At 72.6% G+C, this 17724-nt stretch carries 15 protein-coding genes; 13 read left to right on the plus strand and 2 right to left on the minus strand.

Annotated features, from left to right (window positions below):
• The first annotated feature begins 2 nt into the window (after positions 1–2).
• The 10 genes from AB0M54_RS28175 to AB0M54_RS28220 all read left to right on the plus strand — a co-directional run bounded on the left by AB0M54_RS28175 (position 3) and on the right by AB0M54_RS28220 (position 10595).
• Positions 3–818: an SAM-dependent methyltransferase gene (locus tag AB0M54_RS28175; RefSeq protein ID WP_364327454.1), complete on the plus strand. Its 816-nt coding sequence runs from the start codon at positions 3–5 to the stop codon at positions 816–818.
• 95 nt (positions 819–913) lie between these two features.
• Positions 914–2212, plus strand: a complete 1299-nt coding sequence (locus AB0M54_RS28180) for an MSMEG_0569 family flavin-dependent oxidoreductase (RefSeq protein WP_364474556.1) — start codon at positions 914–916, stop codon at positions 2210–2212.
• Positions 2209–3012: an amidohydrolase family protein gene (locus AB0M54_RS28185; RefSeq protein ID WP_364474558.1), complete on the plus strand. Its 804-nt coding sequence runs from the start codon at positions 2209–2211 to the stop codon at positions 3010–3012. Before AB0M54_RS28180 ends, AB0M54_RS28185 begins: the two co-directional genes overlap by 4 nt.
• Positions 3009–3521 carry an MSMEG_0572/Sll0783 family nitrogen starvation response protein gene (locus AB0M54_RS28190; RefSeq protein ID WP_285689569.1) on the plus strand — a complete coding sequence of 171 codons (513 nt, stop codon included), beginning with the start codon at positions 3009–3011 and terminating at the stop codon, positions 3519–3521. The genes AB0M54_RS28185 and AB0M54_RS28190 overlap by 4 nt, the downstream gene beginning before the upstream one ends.
• The gene (locus tag AB0M54_RS28195) at positions 3521–4576 is read left to right on the plus strand and encodes an MSMEG_0568 family radical SAM protein (protein ID WP_364474560.1); all 1056 of its coding nucleotides are present in this window, start codon (positions 3521–3523) and stop codon (positions 4574–4576) included. The genes AB0M54_RS28190 and AB0M54_RS28195 overlap by 1 nt, the downstream gene beginning before the upstream one ends.
• Positions 4573–6294, plus strand: a complete 1722-nt coding sequence (locus AB0M54_RS28200) for an MSMEG_0567/sll0787 family protein (RefSeq protein WP_364474562.1) — start codon at positions 4573–4575, stop codon at positions 6292–6294. Before AB0M54_RS28195 ends, AB0M54_RS28200 begins: the two co-directional genes overlap by 4 nt.
• The gene (locus tag AB0M54_RS28205; RefSeq protein WP_364327439.1) at positions 6291–7106 is read left to right on the plus strand and encodes a carbon-nitrogen hydrolase family protein; all 816 of its coding nucleotides are present in this window, start codon (positions 6291–6293) and stop codon (positions 7104–7106) included. The genes AB0M54_RS28200 and AB0M54_RS28205 overlap by 4 nt, the downstream gene beginning before the upstream one ends.
• Before the next feature lie 3 nt (positions 7107–7109).
• Entirely contained in the window at positions 7110–7928 is an 819-nt protein-coding gene (locus AB0M54_RS28210; protein ID WP_364327437.1) for a carbon-nitrogen hydrolase family protein, read from the plus strand.
• Entirely contained in the window at positions 7925–8962 is a 1038-nt protein-coding gene (locus AB0M54_RS28215; RefSeq protein ID WP_364474564.1) for an MSMEG_0565 family glycosyltransferase, read from the plus strand. The genes AB0M54_RS28210 and AB0M54_RS28215 overlap by 4 nt, the downstream gene beginning before the upstream one ends.
• 169 nt (positions 8963–9131) lie before the next feature.
• Positions 9132–10595, plus strand: a complete 1464-nt coding sequence (locus AB0M54_RS28220) for an ATP-binding protein (RefSeq protein ID WP_364327431.1) — start codon at positions 9132–9134, stop codon at positions 10593–10595.
• Here AB0M54_RS28220 and AB0M54_RS28225 read toward each other — a convergent pair.
• Together AB0M54_RS28225 and AB0M54_RS28230 are read right to left on the minus strand one after the other, a co-directional pair.
• Positions 10558–11772: an MFS transporter gene (locus AB0M54_RS28225; RefSeq protein WP_364474566.1), complete on the minus strand. Its 1215-nt coding sequence runs from the start codon at positions 11770–11772 to the stop codon at positions 10558–10560. The genes AB0M54_RS28220 and AB0M54_RS28225 overlap by 38 nt on opposite strands.
• An 85-nt stretch (positions 11773–11857) precedes the next feature.
• Positions 11858–13462, minus strand: coding sequence for an isovaleryl-CoA dehydrogenase (locus tag AB0M54_RS28230; RefSeq protein WP_364327426.1), 1605 nt, complete (start codon positions 13460–13462; stop codon positions 11858–11860).
• A gap of 94 nt (positions 13463–13556) precedes the next feature.
• Here AB0M54_RS28230 and AB0M54_RS28235 point away from each other — a divergent pair, with 94 nt between their 5' ends.
• From AB0M54_RS28235 to AB0M54_RS28245, 3 genes are read left to right on the plus strand one after another with little or no spacing between them, the layout of a single operon-like run.
• Complete coding sequence (locus tag AB0M54_RS28235; RefSeq protein WP_364474568.1) at positions 13557–15374, plus strand: dynamin family protein; 1818 nt, start codon at positions 13557–13559, stop codon at positions 15372–15374.
• Positions 15371–16795 (plus strand): dynamin family protein, encoded by a 1425-nt coding sequence (locus AB0M54_RS28240; protein ID WP_364327420.1) that lies wholly within the window; start codon positions 15371–15373, stop codon positions 16793–16795. Before AB0M54_RS28235 ends, AB0M54_RS28240 begins: the two co-directional genes overlap by 4 nt.
• Positions 16796–16824: 29 nt before the next feature.
• Entirely contained in the window at positions 16825–17718 is an 894-nt protein-coding gene (locus tag AB0M54_RS28245) for an alpha/beta hydrolase (RefSeq protein ID WP_364327417.1), read from the plus strand.
• Positions 17719–17724: the final 6 nt, after the last annotated feature.

Raw genomic sequence — 17724 nt, forward strand, 5'->3', positions numbered from 1 at the left:
GGATGCGCGTCGAGAAGACCGCCGACGGTGTCGCGGTGATGCGGGCGATCGAGCAGCACGCCCGGACGCCGCTGTTCGACGACCCGCTGTCCGGCCGGATGCTGTCCGGCTGGCCGGCGGTGATGGCCGCGCACGCGCCGCTGCGGCGGCTCTTCCTGGGGGTGATGGAGCGGATCGGGCCGGGGCTGTACGGCGCGGTGGTCTGCCGTACGCGAGCCATCGACGACCTTTGCCGGGCCGCCCTCGCCGGGGGCATCGACCAGGTGGTGATCGTCGGGGCGGGCTTCGACACCCGGCCGTACCGGATGCCCGAGCTGGCCGCCGCCCGGGTCTGGGAGTTCGACCTGCCGACCGTCCAGTCGGCCAAGCGGGCGGCGCTGCCCGCGCCCGCCGGCCACGTCACGTACACCCCGGTCGACCTGGTCTCCCCGGCGGCGGCCGAGGTGCTGGCCGGCGCCGGCCTCGGCGACGCGCCCACGCTGCTGCTCTGTGAGGCCGTGACGATGTACCTGCCGGGCGAGGCGGTGGAGCGGTTCCTCGCGTACGCCGGGAGCCTGCCGCCGGGCAGCCGCCTGATCCTCACCTACCTGCCCCGCGACGCGGCCGACGCGAACGCCGACGGCTGGTGGTCCCGCCGCCTCCGCTGGCGCAGCGCCTTCCGCCCGGACGAGATCGCCGCCCGGCTCGCCGCCCACGGCCTGACCGTGCGGGACGACTTCGGGGCCGACGAGCACCGGAGCCGCCTGCTCGCCCCGATCGGCCGTGACCTGGCCGTCTTCCCGGGCGAGCGGATCGTGGTCGCGGAGAGGTTTATCTAACGGCCGGTTGTTCCGGATGAAACCGCGGGGAAACCCCGCCTTCCTCTACTGAATCTCGTTGGCAAGCCGCCGAATGGGGCTGACGAGGTGATCGCATGCACTACGGCGTCGCGGTGATCGGTGGGGGACAGGCCGGGCTCTCGATGAGCTGGCACCTGCGCCGGGCCGGCCTGGACCACGTGGTGTTCGAGCGGGACCGGGTCGGGCACGAGTGGCGGGACCGGCGGTGGGACTCGTTCTGTCTGGTCACCCCCAACTGGCAGTGTGATCTGCCCGGGTTCCCCTATCAGGGCGACGATCCGGACGGGTTCATGCTCGGCGCCGAGGTCGTCGACCTCCTCGAGAAGTACGCCGCCGCGTTCGATCCGCCGGTCGTCGAAGGCGTGGAGGTGCGGCGCTTACGGCGTACCCGGGAAGGCGTTTTTGATCTGGTCACCTCGGACGGGTCGTGCACGGCCGATCAGGTGGTCGTCGCGACCGGGCCCTACCACCGGGCGGCCGTGCCCCGCCTCGCCGAGCGGCTGCCGAGTCGCATCGCGCAGGTGCACTCGTCGCAGTACCGCAATCCGGAGCAGCTGCCCGAGGGTGAGGTGCTGGTCGTCGGGACGGGACAGTCGGGCTGCCAGATCGCCGAGGACCTGCATCTGGCCGGGCGGCGCGTGCACCTCGCGGTGGGGAGCGCGCCACGGGCGGCCCGGCGCTACCGCGGGCGGGACACGCTGGCCTGGCTGGCCGAGATGGGGCACTACACGCGGGGGATCGACCAGTTCGGCGACGCGGACGAGGTGCGGCTGCGGGCCAACCACTACATGACCGGGCGCGACGGCGGGCGGGACATCGATCTGCGGGCGTTCGCGCGGGACGGGATGCGGCTGTACGGGCGGCTGCTCGGCGTGGACGACGGCACGGCCACCTTCGGCGACGACCTCGCCCGGCATCTGGATCACGCCGATGCGGTGGCCGACGGCATCAAGGACGCCATCGACGCCTGGATCGCCGCCTCGCACATCGAGGCGCCGCACGAGGACCGCTACGTGCCGGTGTGGCAGCCGGGCCGGTCGCCGCGGGCGCTCGAGCTCGGGGACGTCGCGGCGGTGGTGTGGGCGACCGGGTTCCACCGGGATCACCGCTGGATCGAGGTGCCGGTCTTCGACGGGCGCGGCTACCCGACCCACGACCGCGGCGTGACCAGCGAACCGGGGCTGTACTTCCTCGGGCTGCCGTGGCAGTGGACGTGGGGGTCGGGACGGTTCGCGGGCGTGGCCCGGGACGCCGAGCACCTGACCGGCCGGATCGTCGAGACCCGCCGGCGCCGGGTCGTCGAGGACGTCTCGTGGCTGGCCGGGACGCCGACCGAGACCTACCCCAGCCTCGACTGGTGGAAAGCGGCATGAACGACGGCCATCGGCACCTCGGCATGCTCCCGGCGTACACCTTCTATGGCGGCCCGCCGGTGAACCCGGACGTGACCGCCCGCGCGACCATCGACGAGCTGCTGAAAGACCTTGACCGCGAGGGTACGGAACGGGCGCTGGTGTTGCCCAACTACGGCGTGCCCGACCCGGCGGTGGCGTTCGGGTTCAACGAGCTCGTGGTCGAGGCGGCGCAGCGGGACGATCGGATCCGATGTGGACTATGGGTGTCAGCCTTGGATCTCGAGAGGACCGCCGCGGCTTTGAAACTCGCCGGAGAGAAGGGTGTGCGGGCGCTCAAACTCAGCTTCCTGCTCGGTGGCAGCGTGGACGACCCCGCACTGGACGGGATCTTCGCGGCTGCTCGACGGCACGACCTGACGATTCACATCCACACCTCGCCCGGCGCGGGCTCCGACATCGACCGGGTCGGTGAGCTGGTCGAGCGGTACGGCGACCACACGCGGATCCACCTCGTGCACTTCGGCGGGGGCATGAGCGGCCACATCAAGCTGATCGGCGGGCGCTTCTTCGACTGGATCGCGGCCGGCAAACAGGTCTACACCGACCTGTCCTGGGCCATCGGCTTCGCCCCGCGCTGGCTGGCCGCCGAGATCGACCGGCGGGGCCTCGGCCACGACCGGGTGCTCTTCGCCAGCGACGAGCCGTGGGGCTCCCATGCGGGCGAATCCGCCCTGCTCAGAGACGCGGTGGCCGGCTCGGAACTCGAGAACGCAGTCTTCACGGCCAACTTCGAACGGCTCTACGGAGGAGAAAAATGACCGACCTGACCGACCTCGAGCAGAAGTCCCTCAACGAGATCCCGCACCCGGCGCTGTCCGAAGGATCGAGCATCTACGGCGGCACCAAGGTGTTCCCCGACTACAAGGCCGAAGAGGGCCAGAGCTACTTCACGCTGGTGCACGGCATCGCGCACGAGTCCTCGGTGAGCTTCGTCGCCGTGCTCCAGGCCACCCGGGCGCTGCGCAAGGGCTTCGAGTCGGCCATCTACTTCTACGGACCGGGCTCGCTCAACGCCCTGGCCACGCGCGGGTTCCCGACCACGGGCACGTCCGCGTTCCCGGGCGAGCACAACATCAACAACTCGCTGAAGACGTTCATCGCCGAGGGCGGAAAGGTCTACTGCTGCCGGTTCGGGCTGTCCCTGCACGGCGCCCGCGAGGAGGACCTGATCGAGGGCGTCATCCCCACCCACCCGCTGGACGTGCAGGACGCGCTCATCCACTACGCGCGCAAGGGCGCGATCATCAACTCGACCTACATGTTCTGATGACCCTCGACACCCCTTTGAATGTGCGGGCCGACCTGGCGGTGCGCGGTGTACGGGTGCCGACACCCGTGCGCCGCCCGGCCGGGGCGGGACCGTCCGACGACGGGCATCTGGTCATCGACGGGCGCAACGCCGCCCTGCCGATCAACCCGGCCAGCCCCTACTCGATCGACCGGGGCAAGATCTGGCTGGGCGAGATCGACACCGGGCTCACCCTGGACGTCGTCCGGCGGCCCCGGTTCTACGACCTGACCACGGCCGACGGGGTGCGCTACGAGCAGATCGCCCGGTTGCACGGCAAGGATGTCCTGGCCACCACGGTGGTGCAGACCTGCATCCGGTACGCCGAGGAGCAGCGCTGCCGGTTCTGCACGATCGAGGAGTCGCTGCGGTCGGGCAGCACGATCGCCGCCAAGACGCCGGCGCAGCTGGCCGAGGTGGCCCGGGCCGCCGTGGACCTCGACGGCATCACGCAGATGGTGATGACCACCGGCACGACGGCCGGGCCGGATCGTGGCGCCCGCAACCTGGTGCGGTGTGTGCGGGCGGTGCTCGACGCCGTGCCGGGGCTGCCGATCCAGGTGCAGATCGAGCCGCCCGCGGATCTGTCGGTCATCTCGGACCTGTCGGCGGCCGGGGCGGTGTCGATCGGGATCCATGTCGAGTCGCTCGACGACGCGGTCCGGCGGAAGTGGATGCCGGGCAAGGGGTCGGTTCCGGTGGCGGAGTACTGGGCGGCCTGGGATTACGCGGTGTCGGTGTTCGGGCGTAACCAGGTGTCGACGTACCTGCTTGTCGGGCTGGGCGAAGATACCGACCAGTTGGTAACTTGGGCGGCCCGCCTGATCGCTCACGGGGTCTACCCGTTCGTGGTGCCGTATCGGCCGGTGGCCGGCGCGATGATCAAGGCGCCGGCGCCCGCGCCGTCGGTCGTCCGTGACATTTCCGACAAAGTGGCGCGGCTGCTTCGCGACGCCGGGATGCTGGGCGCCGACCAGAAGGCGGGGTGCGCGGCCTGCGGGGCGTGCGGGGTGCTGCAGGCGGCCGGCGGATGACCGATCTTGTGCCCGCCCTGCTCGGGCCCGCGTTCACGATCCTGCCGACGACGGATCGGGCGGAGTATCACGCGCTGCGGCGGCGGGTCTTCGTCGACGAGCAGGGGCTGTTCGACGGCCACGACCTGGACGACCGGGACGACGACCCGCGCACGGTGGTGCTGGTCGCGCGGTCGGCTCGCGGGGAGTTTCTGGGCGGGGTGCGCGTTGGGCCCGCTGTGGACGGGCTGGACATCGGCTGGTGGCAGGGCGGCCGGCTGGTCGTCGAGCCCGGCGCGCGAGGCGGCTCTTCAACCGGCGGCGCGGGTGGCCTCGGTTCTTTGAGTGGCGGCGCGGGTGGCCTCGGCTTTTTGAGCGGTGGCGCCGTGGGCGGCGTGGGCGCCGTGGGCGGCGTGGGCGCGGCGGGTGGCGTGGGCGCGGCGGGTGGCGTGGGCGCGGCGGGTGGCGTGGGCGCGGCGGGCGGCGGCTCGGGCGGTGTTGGCTCGGCTCTGGTGCGGGCGGCCTGCGCGTACGCGGAGAGCGCCGGCGCGTTGCGCTTCGACGCGACGGTGCAGAGAGAGAAAGAACGTTCGTTCTCTCGGCTGGGGTGGCAGGGGGTCCGGGAGATCACGGTCGCCGGGCGGCCGCACGTGCTGATGCGCTGGCCCATCGGGCGGATCGCGGCGCTCACCACGGCCACCAAGCAGGCGCTGGGACCGCTTCTACAAGGCATGACACCGCTCGGGTACGCCGGGGACGACGGCGCCCCGGTGCCGGGATCGGATCTGATCGCCGCCTGCGACGCGATCGTCCCGTCCATGGTGGAGCGTGATCCGGAGTGGGCCGGATGGTGCTCGGTACTGGTGAATGTGAACGATCTGGCGGCCATGGGCGCGTCCCCGGTGGGGCTGCTGAACGCCGTCGGCGCTCGCGACGCCGCACATGCCGCCCGGATCCTCGGGGGACTGCGCCGCGCCGCCGAGGCCTGGGACATTCCGGTGCTGGGCGGGCACACCCAGCTCGGGGTTCCGGCCGCCCTCTCGGCGACCGCTCTTGGGCGCGCCGCGCATCCCGTCCCGGGCGGCGGCGGGCGGCCGGGGATGCGCGTCCAGCTCACCGCCGACCTGAGTGGGCGCTGGCGCCCCGGCTATCACGGCCGGCAGTGGGACTCGACCAGCCACCGGACCAGCGCCGAGCTGCGGGCGCTGCACGGCATCGTCGCCGAGCGACGGCCCGCCGCGGCCAAGGACGTCTCGATGGCCGGCATCGTCGGCACGCTCGGAATGCTGGCCGAGGCGAGCGGATGCGGTGCGGTCCTGGATGTCGCCTCGGTGCCACGCCCGGACGGCGCGACCGTGGGCGACTGGCTCACCTGCTTCCCCGGCTTCGCCATGATCACGGCAAGTGGTGGTGCCTGTACGCGCTCAGAGCAGGGTGGTGGTGCCTGTACGCGCTCAGAGCAGGGTGGTGGTGCCTATACGCGCTCAGAGCAGGGTGGTGGTGCCTATACGCGCTCAGAGCAGGGTGGTGGTGCCTATACGCGCTCAGAGCAGGATGGTGGTGCCTATACGCGCTCAGAGCAAGGTGGTGGTGCCTATACGCGCTCAGAGCAAAGGGGGCTGGCGACCACTGCTGGCTGCGGCGAGCTCACGTCACGGCAAGGGGTTCGGCTGCGCTGGCCGGACGGGGAACTGACCGTCGCCCTGGAGGGCGGCGTGACCGGAATGGGGCCGGCATGACCGTCATCAGGATGGCCGCGGTTGCCGACGAGTTCGATCGGGACCTGGACGGGGACTTCGCCCGGATCGAGAAGATTGTGGAGGCGGCGCGGGCTGAGGGCGTACAGCTGCTTGCGCTGCCTGAAGCCTGTCTCGGCGGGTATCTGGCCGACCTCGACGGGGATGCGGAACAGCCGCCGGCGTTGCGCGTGGACGGGCCCGAGATCGCCCGGCTGGCCGCTGTCGCGGAGGACATGGTGGTGTGCGCGGGGTATTGCGAGGCCGACGGCGACCGGCGCTACAACAGTGTGGTTTGTGTCGGCGGCGGTGCGGTGCTCGGCAATCATCGGAAGGTGCATCAGCCGCTGCGAGAGGACGCCAGCTACGACTCGGGTGACTCGTTCGCCGCGTTCGACACGCCGGTCGGGCGGGTCGGGCTGCTGATCTGCTACGACAAGGCGTTCCCGGAGTCGGCGCGGGCGCTGGCGCTGGACGGGGCCGAGATCATCGTGTGCGTGTCGGCGTGGCCGGGCAGCCGTACCGAAGCGGCGGAAGATCTCGCCGAGGATCGCTGGACGCGGCGCTTCGATCTCTTCGACCGGGCCCGTGCGCTGGAGAACCAGGTCGTCTGGGTGTCGGCCAATCAGGCGGGCACGTTCGGCTCGCTGCGCTTCGTGTGCTCGGCGAAGATCGTCGATCCGGGCGGCGACGTGCTGGCCACCACCGGGGTCGCGGCGGGCATGGCGGTCGCCGAGGTGGACGTGACGGCGGCGCTGACCGCGGCCCGGCGCTCGATGGGTCACCTGCGCGACCGCCGGCCGGAGGCGTACTGACCGATGGTCCGGATCGCCGCGGCGGCCGCGCACTTCGGCCGCGACCTCGACCACTGCCTGGGCCGCATCGGCAAGCTGATCGGCGACGCCCGGGAGGCCGGCGCCGCGCTGCTGGTGCTGCCGGACGCGGCGATCGGCGGCTACCTGGCCGACCTGCGGCACCCGGACCCGTCGGCGTTGCCGCCGGCGCTGAAGCCCGACGACCCGATCCTGACCCAGGTCGCCGCGCTGGCCCGCGACATGGTGGTGTGCGTCGGCTACTGCGAGGCCGACGACGACCGGCGCTACAACGCGGCCGTCTGCCTGACCGGCGACGGGGTGCTCGGCCGGCACCGCAAGGTGCACCTCCCGGCGGCCGAGGTCACCGCGTACGCGCCGGGCGACACCTTCGCGGCCTTCGACACCCCGGCCGGCCGGATCGGCATGCTCATCGACTACGACAAGACGTTCCCCGAGTCGGCCCGCACCCTGGCCCTGGACGGCGCGCAGATCGTTGCCTGCCTGTCCGCCTGGCCGGCCAGCATCACCAACGCGGCGCCCAAGCTCTCCCAGGACCGCCAGTCCCGGCTGTTCGACCTCTACGACTGCGCTCGCGCCGCGGAGAACCAGATCGTGGTGGCCTCCTCCAACCAGACCGGCGCGGTCGGCGGCATGCGCTTCCTCGGACAGGCCAAGGTGGTCGGGCCGGGCGGCAACATCCTCGCCCGCACCTGGGCCAAGGCCGGCCTCGCGGTGGCCTCGCTGGACGTCGCCGAGGAGATCGCGTCCGCCCGGCGGGTGCTGTCCCACCTCACGGAGCTGCGGCGGGACGCCTACCGGTGAGGATCGCGCTGCTCACCTATTCGACCCGGCCGCGGGGCGGGGTGGTGCACACGCTGGCGCTGGCCGAGGCGCTGGCCGCGCTCGGCCAGGACGTCACGGTCTGGACGCTGGCCCGCGGTGGTGGGTTCTTCCGCCCGGTCGATCCCCGGGTACGCCTGTGCGCGGTGCCGTTCGAGGACGTGCCCGGGGAAAACGTGGGAGAGCGGATCCTGCGGTCGATCGAGGTGCTGCGGGAAGCATTCGATCCTTCCGCGTACGACATCGTGCACGCGCAGGACTGCATCAGCGCCAACGCGGCCGGCCGGTGCGTCCGGACCATCCACCACCTGGACACCTTCACGACCCCCGAACTGGCCGCGTGCCACGAGCGGGCGATCGTCTCGCCGTACGCGCATCTCTGCGTCTCGTCGGCCGTGGCGGCCGAGGTCCGGTCGGGCTGGGGCATCTCGCCGACCGTCATCCCGAACGGGGTGGACGCCGCGCGCTTCGCCGCGGCGACTCCCTTGCCGGGGTTCTACGTTCTCGCGGTCGGAGGTATTGAGCCCCGCAAAGGCTCATGGGATCTGGTGCGCGCGTTTGCCCGGCTGTCGGATATCTCGGACCTGCGCCTGGTCTTCGCGGGTGGGGAGACCTTGTTCGACTATCGCGACTACCGCGTGGCGTTCGATCAGCTCGCGGCCGACCTGGACGTTACGCCGGAGGTGCTCGGGCCGGTCGCCCACGACGAGCTTCCCGGGCTGGTGGCGGGCGCGGCCGCGTTCGCGTTCCCGTCCACCAAGGAGGGCTTCGGGCTGGCCGCGATGGAGGCGCTCGCCGGCGGGGTGCCGGTGGTGGCGCGCGACCTGCCCGTGCTGCGGGAGGTGTTCGGGCCGGCGGTGCTCTACGGCACCGGGCCGGATTCGCTGGCCGACTCGCTGCGTACCGCGATCGTGAAGCCCGACCCGGCCCGCGCCGCCGCCGGACGCGCCCTCGCCTTCGCGCACACCTGGACCGACGCCGCCCGCCGCCACCTCGACTTCTACCGCTCCCTCTGACGGGGAGCGGCCGGCGCCGTCAACGGGGGATGACGGGGCCGGCCACGCTGGTAAAGACGCGGGCCGGGCCCCTTCTCGTTGCATGGCTGAGACCGCCGGGACGAGCGACCGGGGCGAGGGCGTGTCACTCTTGGCTGGTAGGACGACCCGGAGCAGGCGGAGGACCACTATGAGTGACGGGGCGCGCGGACGGCGGGATGCCTTCGAGTACGCGGGCGCGACGGTGGAGATGGTCGATGCCGTCACCGCGCTGGCGGCGGCCCGGGTCAACCGGGTCGAGCTGCTGCGGAACGCCAGCTGGCCCGAGCCGGTCAAGAGGGTTGAGCTGGCCGTCTTCAGCGAAGGCGAGGTGCAGGTCTTCGGCGCCGAGATCTCCACCGCGGCCGATCGGTTCACCACCGAGAAGGTGCGGAAGCTGGTGCTGGGGGCCGACCCGATCGGGGTGCTGCTGTCCAAGCGGATCGCCGAAGGGGACGTGCTGACCGCCCGGCTCGTGGACGGGGTGGGCAGCGCGGCGGTGGCCGCGTACAAGAAGCTCGGTCTTGATCGCATGCCGCAACCGGCCACCCAGCGTGAGCCGGGAACGCTGGCCGACGCCGCGGTGGGGTTGCAGGCGGCCGTGACCTACGACGAGACCGGGACGCTGGTGCGGCTGCGGGCCGAGGTGCCGCGTGACGATGTGTCGCCGGCCCACCTGCAGGCCTTCGCGGGGCTGACGCTGCAGGCGGTGATCGAGATCGCCGGACCGGACAGCCTGCGCGGGCGGCGGTACGTGCTCAGCCGGGAGAACCTGCCGGCCCAGCCCACCACCACCCAGGAGGTCACGCTCGACCAGGTCGGCGGGCTGGCGCACATCGTCGCCGAGCTGCGGCAGATCGCGGTGTCCTTCCGGCATCCGGAGGCGATGGCCCGGTGGGGGGCGCGCCGACCGCAGGGGCTGCTGATGTACGGGCCGCCCGGCACCGGCAAGACCATGTTGTCGCGGGCGCTGGCCAACGAGATCGGCGCCGACTTCCGCGAGGTCCGCACCCCGGAGATCCTGGACAAGTGGCTGGGCGGCTCGGAGCGCAACATCAAGCAGATCTTCCGGGACGCGCGGCGCTACCGCGTGCCGACGCTGATCCTGTTCGACGAGTTCGACTCGATCATCAGCTACGTCGGGTCGGGTGGCGACGCGGCCGGTCAGGCCATCAACGCGGTGGCCGGCATCTTCAAGCAGGAGATGAACGATCTGATCGAGGCCAACCCGAACGTGATCGTGGTCGCGACCACGAACTTCCCGCAGCGGGTCGACGAGTCGCTGATCCGGTCGGGCCGGTTCGACGTGAAGCTGTCCGTGCCGAAGCCGGACGAGGCGGGCCGGGCCGAGATCTTCCGCAAGATGATCCGCGGCCTGATCTCGGCGCATGAGGCGCCCGGGTTCACCATGTTCGCCGACGAACTCGACCTGGCCGAGCTGGGCCGGGCCAGCCTGGGCATGACCGGGGCCGACATCAAGGAGGTGCTGCGCCGGGTGCAGCTGTCCAAGGCGATGCAGGACGCGCGGACCGGTGGCGAGGTCGGCCCGATCACCCAGGAGGAGCTGGCCGCCTCGATCACGGAGCTGCGGGGGCCATCGGCGCCGAGCGTGTGAACGACCGCCACGGCAACAGGAAGATGCTGGTCAGGAGCACGCCGGCCATCAGGGCGAGCGCGATCCGGGTGGAGAACAGGGTGGCCAGCACGCCGCCGAGCATGATCCCGATCGGCTGGGCCACCCGCTGGCTGATCGACCAGGCCGACAGCACCCGGGACATGTAGCCGTCCTCGGTGGCCCGCATCCGGAACGTCGCGAACGTCGGGTTGAACGCGCCGGCGCAGAAGATCAGCAGGAACTGCGACACGGTGATCACGAGCAGCCCGGTGGGGCCGGCCGGGGCCACGGCCAGCAGGATCATGAACAGGGTGCGGCCGACGCCGAAGCCGAGCAGCTTCGGGCGCTCCTCGGTGATCCGCCGGGCCACGAACGCGCCGAGGATCCCGCCCAGGCAGGGCACGCCCAGGGCGATGCCGTACTCCCACGGCGTCATGTGCAGCTCGCGCAGCATCAGCACGGCCAGCAGCGGCGCGGTCGCCATCACGCTGCCACCGAAGACCATCGAGTTGAGCCACAGTGCTCGCAGCGCCCGGTGGCCCAGGATGTAGCGCCAGCCGGCGGTCAGCTCGTGCAGCCTCGGGGTGGGGTGCCGCGGCGGGGGCGGCGGCTCGGGGGCGCGCAGGCGGCGGATGCCCAGCGCCGACAGCAGGAACGACACCGCGTCGGCGGCCATCGACGCGGTGGCGCCGAGGGCCGACACCAGCACGCCGCCGAGCGGGGGACCGGCGCTGTAGACGGTCCAGAGGGTCATCTCCAGCCGCGCGTTCGCCTCGCCGCGCAGGCCGGGCGGGACCAGCGCCTTGAGGTGGGCGCCGCTCGCGCTCGCGAACACGATCACCCCGGCCGCCTGCACCATCGCCACGACACACAGCTGGGCGTACGTGAGTAGGCCGAACGCCGCCGCGACGGGCACGCTGAGCAGCACCACGAACCGGGTCAGATCGACGCCGATCATGATCGGCCGTTTGCGCCGGAACTCGATCCACGGCCCGAGCGGCAGGGCCAGCACCGCGCCGGCGACGCCGGACAGCGCCGACAGCAGGGACACCTGGAACACCGGCGCGGCGAGGGCGATCGTGGCGACCAGCGGCAGCGCGCCGATCGCGACGCCGCTGCCCAGTTCACTGATCGAGTACGCCGCCCACAACCGTCGGAAGTCCGGACCCAGCGCCACCGGGGCAACCTATCGCCTCGGAGATGGCGGCGGGCGACCGCGATGAGCAACTGGTCGCCGTCGGACATATCGGCCGGGACGGGACCTAGTTGAGCGCTGAACCACTCCGCGTGACGATCGCGGTGGTGTTGACTCCCGGGGGCAGCGTGCCGAACGTGCCGCCCCGGTCCCCGCCGAGCCGGGTGGCGCAGAAGGCGTCGGCCACCCGCTCCGGCGCGTGCCGGACCAGCAGCGAGCCCTGGAGCACCAGGGCCAGCCGTTCGGCGACCTGCCGGGCCTGGCTCTCCGGTGGGTTGGCCAGCAGGTCCTTCAGCCCGGCCACGGCGTCGTCCAGCCGCCGGTCGGCGCCGGCCGCCGTGGTCACCTCGGCCAGGAACGCCTCCACCGCCTCCGGCTCCTTGCGCAGCGTCCGGAGCACGTCGAGGGCCTGCACGTTGCCCGAGCCCTCCCAGATCGAGTTGAGCGGCGCGTCCCGGTAGAGGCGCGGAAGGCCGGACTCCTCCACGTACCCGTTGCCGCCGAGACACTCCAGCGCCTCACCGACCACCGCGGGTTGCCGCTTGCACACCCAGAACTTGCCCACCGCCACCGCGAGCCGCCGGAACGCGTCCTCGCCCCGGTCCACCGCCCCGGCCAGCCGCATCATCAGGGTCGTGGCCGCCTCGGTCTCCAGCGCCAGGTCGGCCAGCACCGCGGTCATCAGCGGCTGCTCGATCAGCGGGCGGCCGAACGCCGACCGGTGCCGCGCGTGGTGGATCGCCTGGGTCAGCGCGGCCCGCATGCCGGCCGCCGAGCCGATCACACAGTCGAGCCGGGTGGTGGCGACCATCTCGATGATCGTGCGGACGCCCCGGCCCTCGGGCCCGACCAGCCAGCCGACCGTGTTCTCGAACTCCGGCTCGCTGCTGGCGTTGCTGCGGTTGCCCAGCTTGTCCTTGAGGCGCTGGATGCGGAAGTCGTTGCGGGCGCCGTCCGGCAGCACCCGGGGCACCAGGAAGCAGGAGAGGCCGGCCGGCGCCTGGGCCAGCACCAGGAACACGTCGGACATCGGCGCGCTGGTGAACCACTTGTGGCCCCGCAACCGCCAGGAGCCGTCGGCGGTCACCGCGGCGCGGGTGGTGTTCGCGCGGACGTCCGAGCCGCCCTGCTTCTCGGTCATGCCCATGCCGGCCAGCAGGCCGCGCTTGGTCTGCGGGGCGCGCAGGCCCGGGTCGTACTCGCGGGTGGTGAGCAGCCGGCCGTAGGCGGCGGCCAGGCTCGGCTCGTGCTGCAGGGCCGGGATCACCGCGTACGTCATCGAGATCGGGCAGGTGTGTCCGGCCTCGACCTGCGACCACGTGTAGAGGGCGGCGGCGCGGGCGGCGTGGGCGCCCTTGTTCCCCGAACCCCACGCGGCCCCGGCCAGCCCGGCCTCGACCGCGGTCCGCATCAGCTCGTGCCAGGCCGGGTGGAAGTCGACCTCGTCGACCCGGTTGCCGTAGCGGTCGTGGGTGCGCAGCTTCGGCGGGTACGCGTTCGCCTCCTCGGCCCAGCGCTGCGGCTCGGCCTCGCCGGCCCGGCGGCCCAGGGCGTGCAGGTCGTCCAGCGACCAGTCCGCGCCCTCCCGCCGTACCGAATCAAGCAGCGCGACGTCCTCCGCCACGTCGTAGTCGACCAGGGCCGGTGGCTGGTTGAACACGTCGTGAGTCACCGGGCCAGCGTAGGCACGGTGGGTGGTAATCGCTCGGGTAGGGTTTCGGCAAAGTGATCTGGGAAGGCCCGATGCTGGGAGAGCGGTGGCCACGGTGACGCCCATCGAGGCGGGGGGCGGCGGCGCGGTCGCCGACCTGCTCGTCGAGATGGACGACGCGCGCAAACTCGCCGCCGACGTGGCCCGGCCCGACCTCGTCGAACGACTCGAACGCGCGGCCCAGCGGCTGCGCGCCGACGACGTGGCGGTGGCCGTCGTCGGCGAGTTCAAACAGGGCAAGAGCACGCTGGTCAACGCGTTGCTCCGCACCGACATCTGCCCGGTCGACTCGGACATCGTGACCGCGGTGCCGACCGTTCTGCGCTACGGCCGGACCCCGGCGGTGTCGCTCCAACTGGCGGCGACCGACGGGCGGCTGGAGTCGGTGTCCGTACCCTTCGAGACCCTCCGCCGGCACATCACCGAGGGCACGCCGGTCGACGGCCCCGCGCCGCGCAGCGTCGAGGTCCGCCTCGACCGCCGGCTGCTCGGCGCCGGCCTCTCCATCATCGACACGCCGGGCGTGGGCGGCCTCGACTCGGCCCAGGGCAACATCACCCTCGCCGCGCTGCCGCTGGCCGGCGCCGCGCTGTTCGTCACCGACGCCGCGCAGGAGCTGACCGCGCCCGAGGTCGACTTCCTGCGCCGGGTGCTGGAACGCTGCCCGCGCGCGTTCTGCGTGGTCACCAAGACCGACCTCTACGCCGAGTGGCGGCGGATCGTCGAGATCAACCAGGGTCACCTGGCCCGCGCCGGACTCGACGTGCCGATCGTCGCGGTCTCCTCCTTCCTGCGGATGCGCGCGCAGGCCAAGGACAGCATCGAGCTCAACCGCGAGTCCGGCTTCCCGCTGCTGGTCGACCTGCTGCGCCGGGACGTGCTGGGCGCGGCCGAGGCCGACTCGCTGGCCGCCGGGCGCGCCGAGCTCGGGTTCGTGGTGGCCCAGCTCCGGGAGCGGGTCGCGGTCGAGGAGGCGGTCGCGGCCGAACCCGGTGCGGCGCCGGCCATCGCCGAGCGGTACGTCGAGAAGCGGCGCCGCGCGCAGGCCGTGCTGACCGGCGGCTCGTGGCAGACCGTGCTCGGCGACGGCATCCAGGACCTCACCGCCGACGTCGACCACGACCTGCGGGAACGTCTGCGGCTGATGGTCCGCAAGGGCGAGGAGCTGCTGGACGAGTCCGACCCACGGGACACCTGGCGCGACTTCCAGGCGTGGGCCGCGCGGGAGGCCACCGCGGCCGCCGTCGACAACCTGATGCTGCTGGTCGGCCGCACCGAACAGCTGGCGCGGGATGTCGCCGAGCGGTTCGGCATCGAATACGACAGCCTCGACGTCGACCTGCCCGCGCCCGACCAGGCCCTGCGCAAGGTCGGCGACCTCGACGTCAGCTTCCACAAGTCCGGGATGCAGCAGTTCCTCGGCGCGTTCACGGCGGCCCGCGTGACCTACGGTGGCTTCTACATGCTCGGGGCGGTCGGCGCGCTGTTCAACGTGGCCGTGGCCGCCCCGCTCGGGCTGCTGGCCGGCGTGACCCTGGGCCGGCGGCTGGTCCGGCAGGAGAAGGAGCGGCAGGTGCAACATCGGCGGGCGCAGGCCAAACAGGAGCTGCGGCGGTACGTCGACGACGTCACGTTCCACGTCGGGCGCGACTCGCGCGAGGCGGTGCGGCGGACCCAGCGGTTCCTGCGGGACGAGTTCGCGGCGCGGGCGATGGCGATCGAGCGGTCGGCGGCGGCGACGGCTGCGGCCGTACGCGAAACCGCTGCTCTTCCCGAGGACCAGCGGCAGGCCCGGGCCGCCACGCTGGCCGACCAACGCCGGCGGCTGGACGACCTGGCGCCGCGGCCCTCACATCGGGACCACCTGGCATGAGCCTGCTCGACGAGGTGCGCGGCCTGCTCGACCGGGCCTTCGCCGAGGCGACCGACCCGACGCTGAAGCGGCGGCTGTTCGACGCGCGGCGCCGGATCGACGAACCGCTGCGGGTGGCCATCGCCGGCAAGGTCAAGGCGGGCAAGTCGACCCTGCTCAACGCCCTGGTCGGCGAGGAGCTGGCGGCCACCGACGCGGGCGAGTGCACACGCATCGTCACCTGGTACGCCGACGGCCCGACGTACCAGGTCACCGCCTTTCTCAAGGACGGGCACGCCGAGCCGCGGCCGTTCAACCGGGTGCAGGGCGCGGTGCAGATCAACCTGGGCCGGCCGGCCGACGAGGTCACCCACCTCGAGGTCCGCGTGCCCAGCGCCCGCCTGCGCCGGCACACGCTGATCGACACCCCGGGCATCGCCTCGCTCTCCACCGACGTCTCGCTGCGCACGATGGCGTTCCTGGAGGCCGAGGGGGAGCGGGCCGCGCAGACCGACGCGGTGATCTACCTGCTGCGTCACATGCACGGCAGCGACGTGCGGTTCCTCGAGTCGTTCCACGGCGACGGGCTGGCCACCGGCACGCCGGTCAACGCGGTCGGGGTGCTGTCCCGGGCCGACGAGATCGGCGGCTGCCGGCTGGACGCGATGGAGGCGGCCGGCCGGGTCGCCGCCCGCTACGCCACCGACGAGCGGCTGCGCCGGCTGTGCCCGGTCGTCGTGCCGGTGGCCGGGCTGCTCGGGGCGGCCGGGGCGACGCTGCGCGAGGACGAGTTCCGGGTGCTGGCCGCGGTCGCGGCCGAGCCGATGTCCGATGTGGTGGAGCTGCTGCTGACCGCCGACCGCTTCGCGTCGTCGGCGCCGGGTCATCAGCGGGTGCTGGGCCGGCTCGGGCTCTTCGGCGTACGCCTCTCGGTCCGGCTGATCCGGGAGAACGTGGTCCGTGACGCGGCCGACCTGGCCCGCGCGCTGACCGAGCACAGCGGCATCGACAAGCTCCGCGAGGTGTTCACCGCCCAGTTCGTGGGACGCAGCGAAGTCCTCAAGGCCCGGTCCGCGCTGGCCGTGATCGATGAGTGTGTGCCCGCCGAGTCGTGGCTGGCGGCCGAGGCGGAACGGATCCGGGCCAGCGCGCACGAGTTCGTCGAGCTGCGTCTGCTGCACCTGTTGCGGTCCGGCCGGCTGGCCGGGACGGACGCCCAGCTGACCGAGCTCGACCTGCTGTTCGGCGGGGCCGGCGGCGCCGCGTCCGACCGGCTCGGGCTGCCCGCGGAGGCGCCCCCGTCCCGCGTCGCGGCGGCCGCGAAGATCGCGCTGGCGCGGTGGCAGGCGGTCGGGGAACACCCGTTCTCGGCCCGCGAGTTGCGGACGGCGGCACGCGCCGCGATGCGTACGTGCGAAGGAATCCTCGCGGCGGTCAGGTGAACTTCCGACCGTGATGGTTTGATCGACGGGTGCCCGCCCTCCCGATGTCCGTGGTCGCCACGGTCATCCGCCTCACCCGCCAGCGCAAGTTCGCCACCGCCTCGCACGGCCGCCGGGTCCTCGCCGAGCCGAAGGCCGCCTCGGCCCCGCCCCGGTCACTGACCAGGCGGTTCGACGTGTCCTCGACGCGCGACCACGGCTTCGACGTCTACCGGGTCGCGCCCCGCGGAGCGCCGCCCGGTCCGGCCGTGATCTACCTGCACGGCGGGGCGTACGTGGCCGAGATCGTCAGCCAGCACTGGTCCCTGATCGGGCACCTCGCCGCCGAGACCGGGCTGGCGGTACACGTGCCGATCTACGGCCTGGCGCCGGAGCACCACGGGCTGGAGGCGCTCGATCTCGTCACCAAGGTCATCGCCGACGTGGGTCGCTGCTATCTGGCCGGCGACTCGGCCGGCGGCGGCCTGGCCCTGATCGCCGCGCAGGCCGCGCCCGGCCGGGTGGCCGGCCTGACGCTGATGGCGCCGTGGCTCGACCTGACCATGAGCAACCCCGGCATCGACCAGGTCGAGCCGCACGACCCCTGGCTGCGCCGCGCCGGCCTGCACCCGATGGCGGCCGCCTGGGCCGGCGACGTGCCGCTCACCGACCCGCGGCTGAGCCCGATCCACGGCGACCTGGCCGGCCTGCCGCCGACCCAGATCCTGGTCGGCACCCGCGACATCACGCTGCCCGACTGCCGCCTGCTCCGCGACCGGATGCCGGCCTCGGTGCCGCTCAGCTACCACGAGGAGCCGGGCGCCATCCACGTCTATCCGTTGCTCCCGGTCTCCTCGGCCCGCGCCGGCCGTTCCGCGATCGTGTCCCACATCCGTTCGTCGTTCTCGTCCGGCGGCGACGCGCCCGGCCCCAGCCCGGCCTGATCCGGC

Source organism: Actinoplanes sp. NPDC051470 (genome assembly GCF_040682035.1).
GTDB lineage: Bacteria > Actinomycetota > Actinomycetes > Mycobacteriales > Micromonosporaceae > Actinoplanes.

Excerpts from the sequence above, each read along its gene's own strand:
- AB0M54_RS28200 (WP_364474562.1), top strand. The coding sequence starts at position 4,573 with ATGACCGATCTTGTGCCCGCCCTGCTCGGGCCCGCGTTCACGATCCTG.
- AB0M54_RS28210 (WP_364327437.1), top strand. The coding sequence starts at position 7,110 with ATGGTCCGGATCGCCGCGGCGGCCGCGCACTTCGGCCGCGACCTCGAC.
- AB0M54_RS28195 (WP_364474560.1), top strand. The coding sequence starts at position 3,521 with ATGACCCTCGACACCCCTTTGAATGTGCGGGCCGACCTGGCGGTGCGC.
- AB0M54_RS28205 (WP_364327439.1), top strand. The coding sequence starts at position 6,291 with ATGACCGTCATCAGGATGGCCGCGGTTGCCGACGAGTTCGATCGGGAC.
- AB0M54_RS28220 (WP_364327431.1), top strand. The coding sequence starts at position 9,132 with ATGAGTGACGGGGCGCGCGGACGGCGGGATGCCTTCGAGTACGCGGGC.
- AB0M54_RS28190 (WP_285689569.1), top strand. The coding sequence starts at position 3,009 with ATGACCGACCTGACCGACCTCGAGCAGAAGTCCCTCAACGAGATCCCG.
- AB0M54_RS28240 (WP_364327420.1), top strand. The coding sequence starts at position 15,371 with ATGAGCCTGCTCGACGAGGTGCGCGGCCTGCTCGACCGGGCCTTCGCC.
- AB0M54_RS28175 (WP_364327454.1), top strand. The coding sequence starts at position 3 with ATGCGCGTCGAGAAGACCGCCGACGGTGTCGCGGTGATGCGGGCGATC.
- AB0M54_RS28185 (WP_364474558.1), top strand. The coding sequence starts at position 2,209 with ATGAACGACGGCCATCGGCACCTCGGCATGCTCCCGGCGTACACCTTC.
- AB0M54_RS28180 (WP_364474556.1), top strand. The coding sequence starts at position 914 with ATGCACTACGGCGTCGCGGTGATCGGTGGGGGACAGGCCGGGCTCTCG.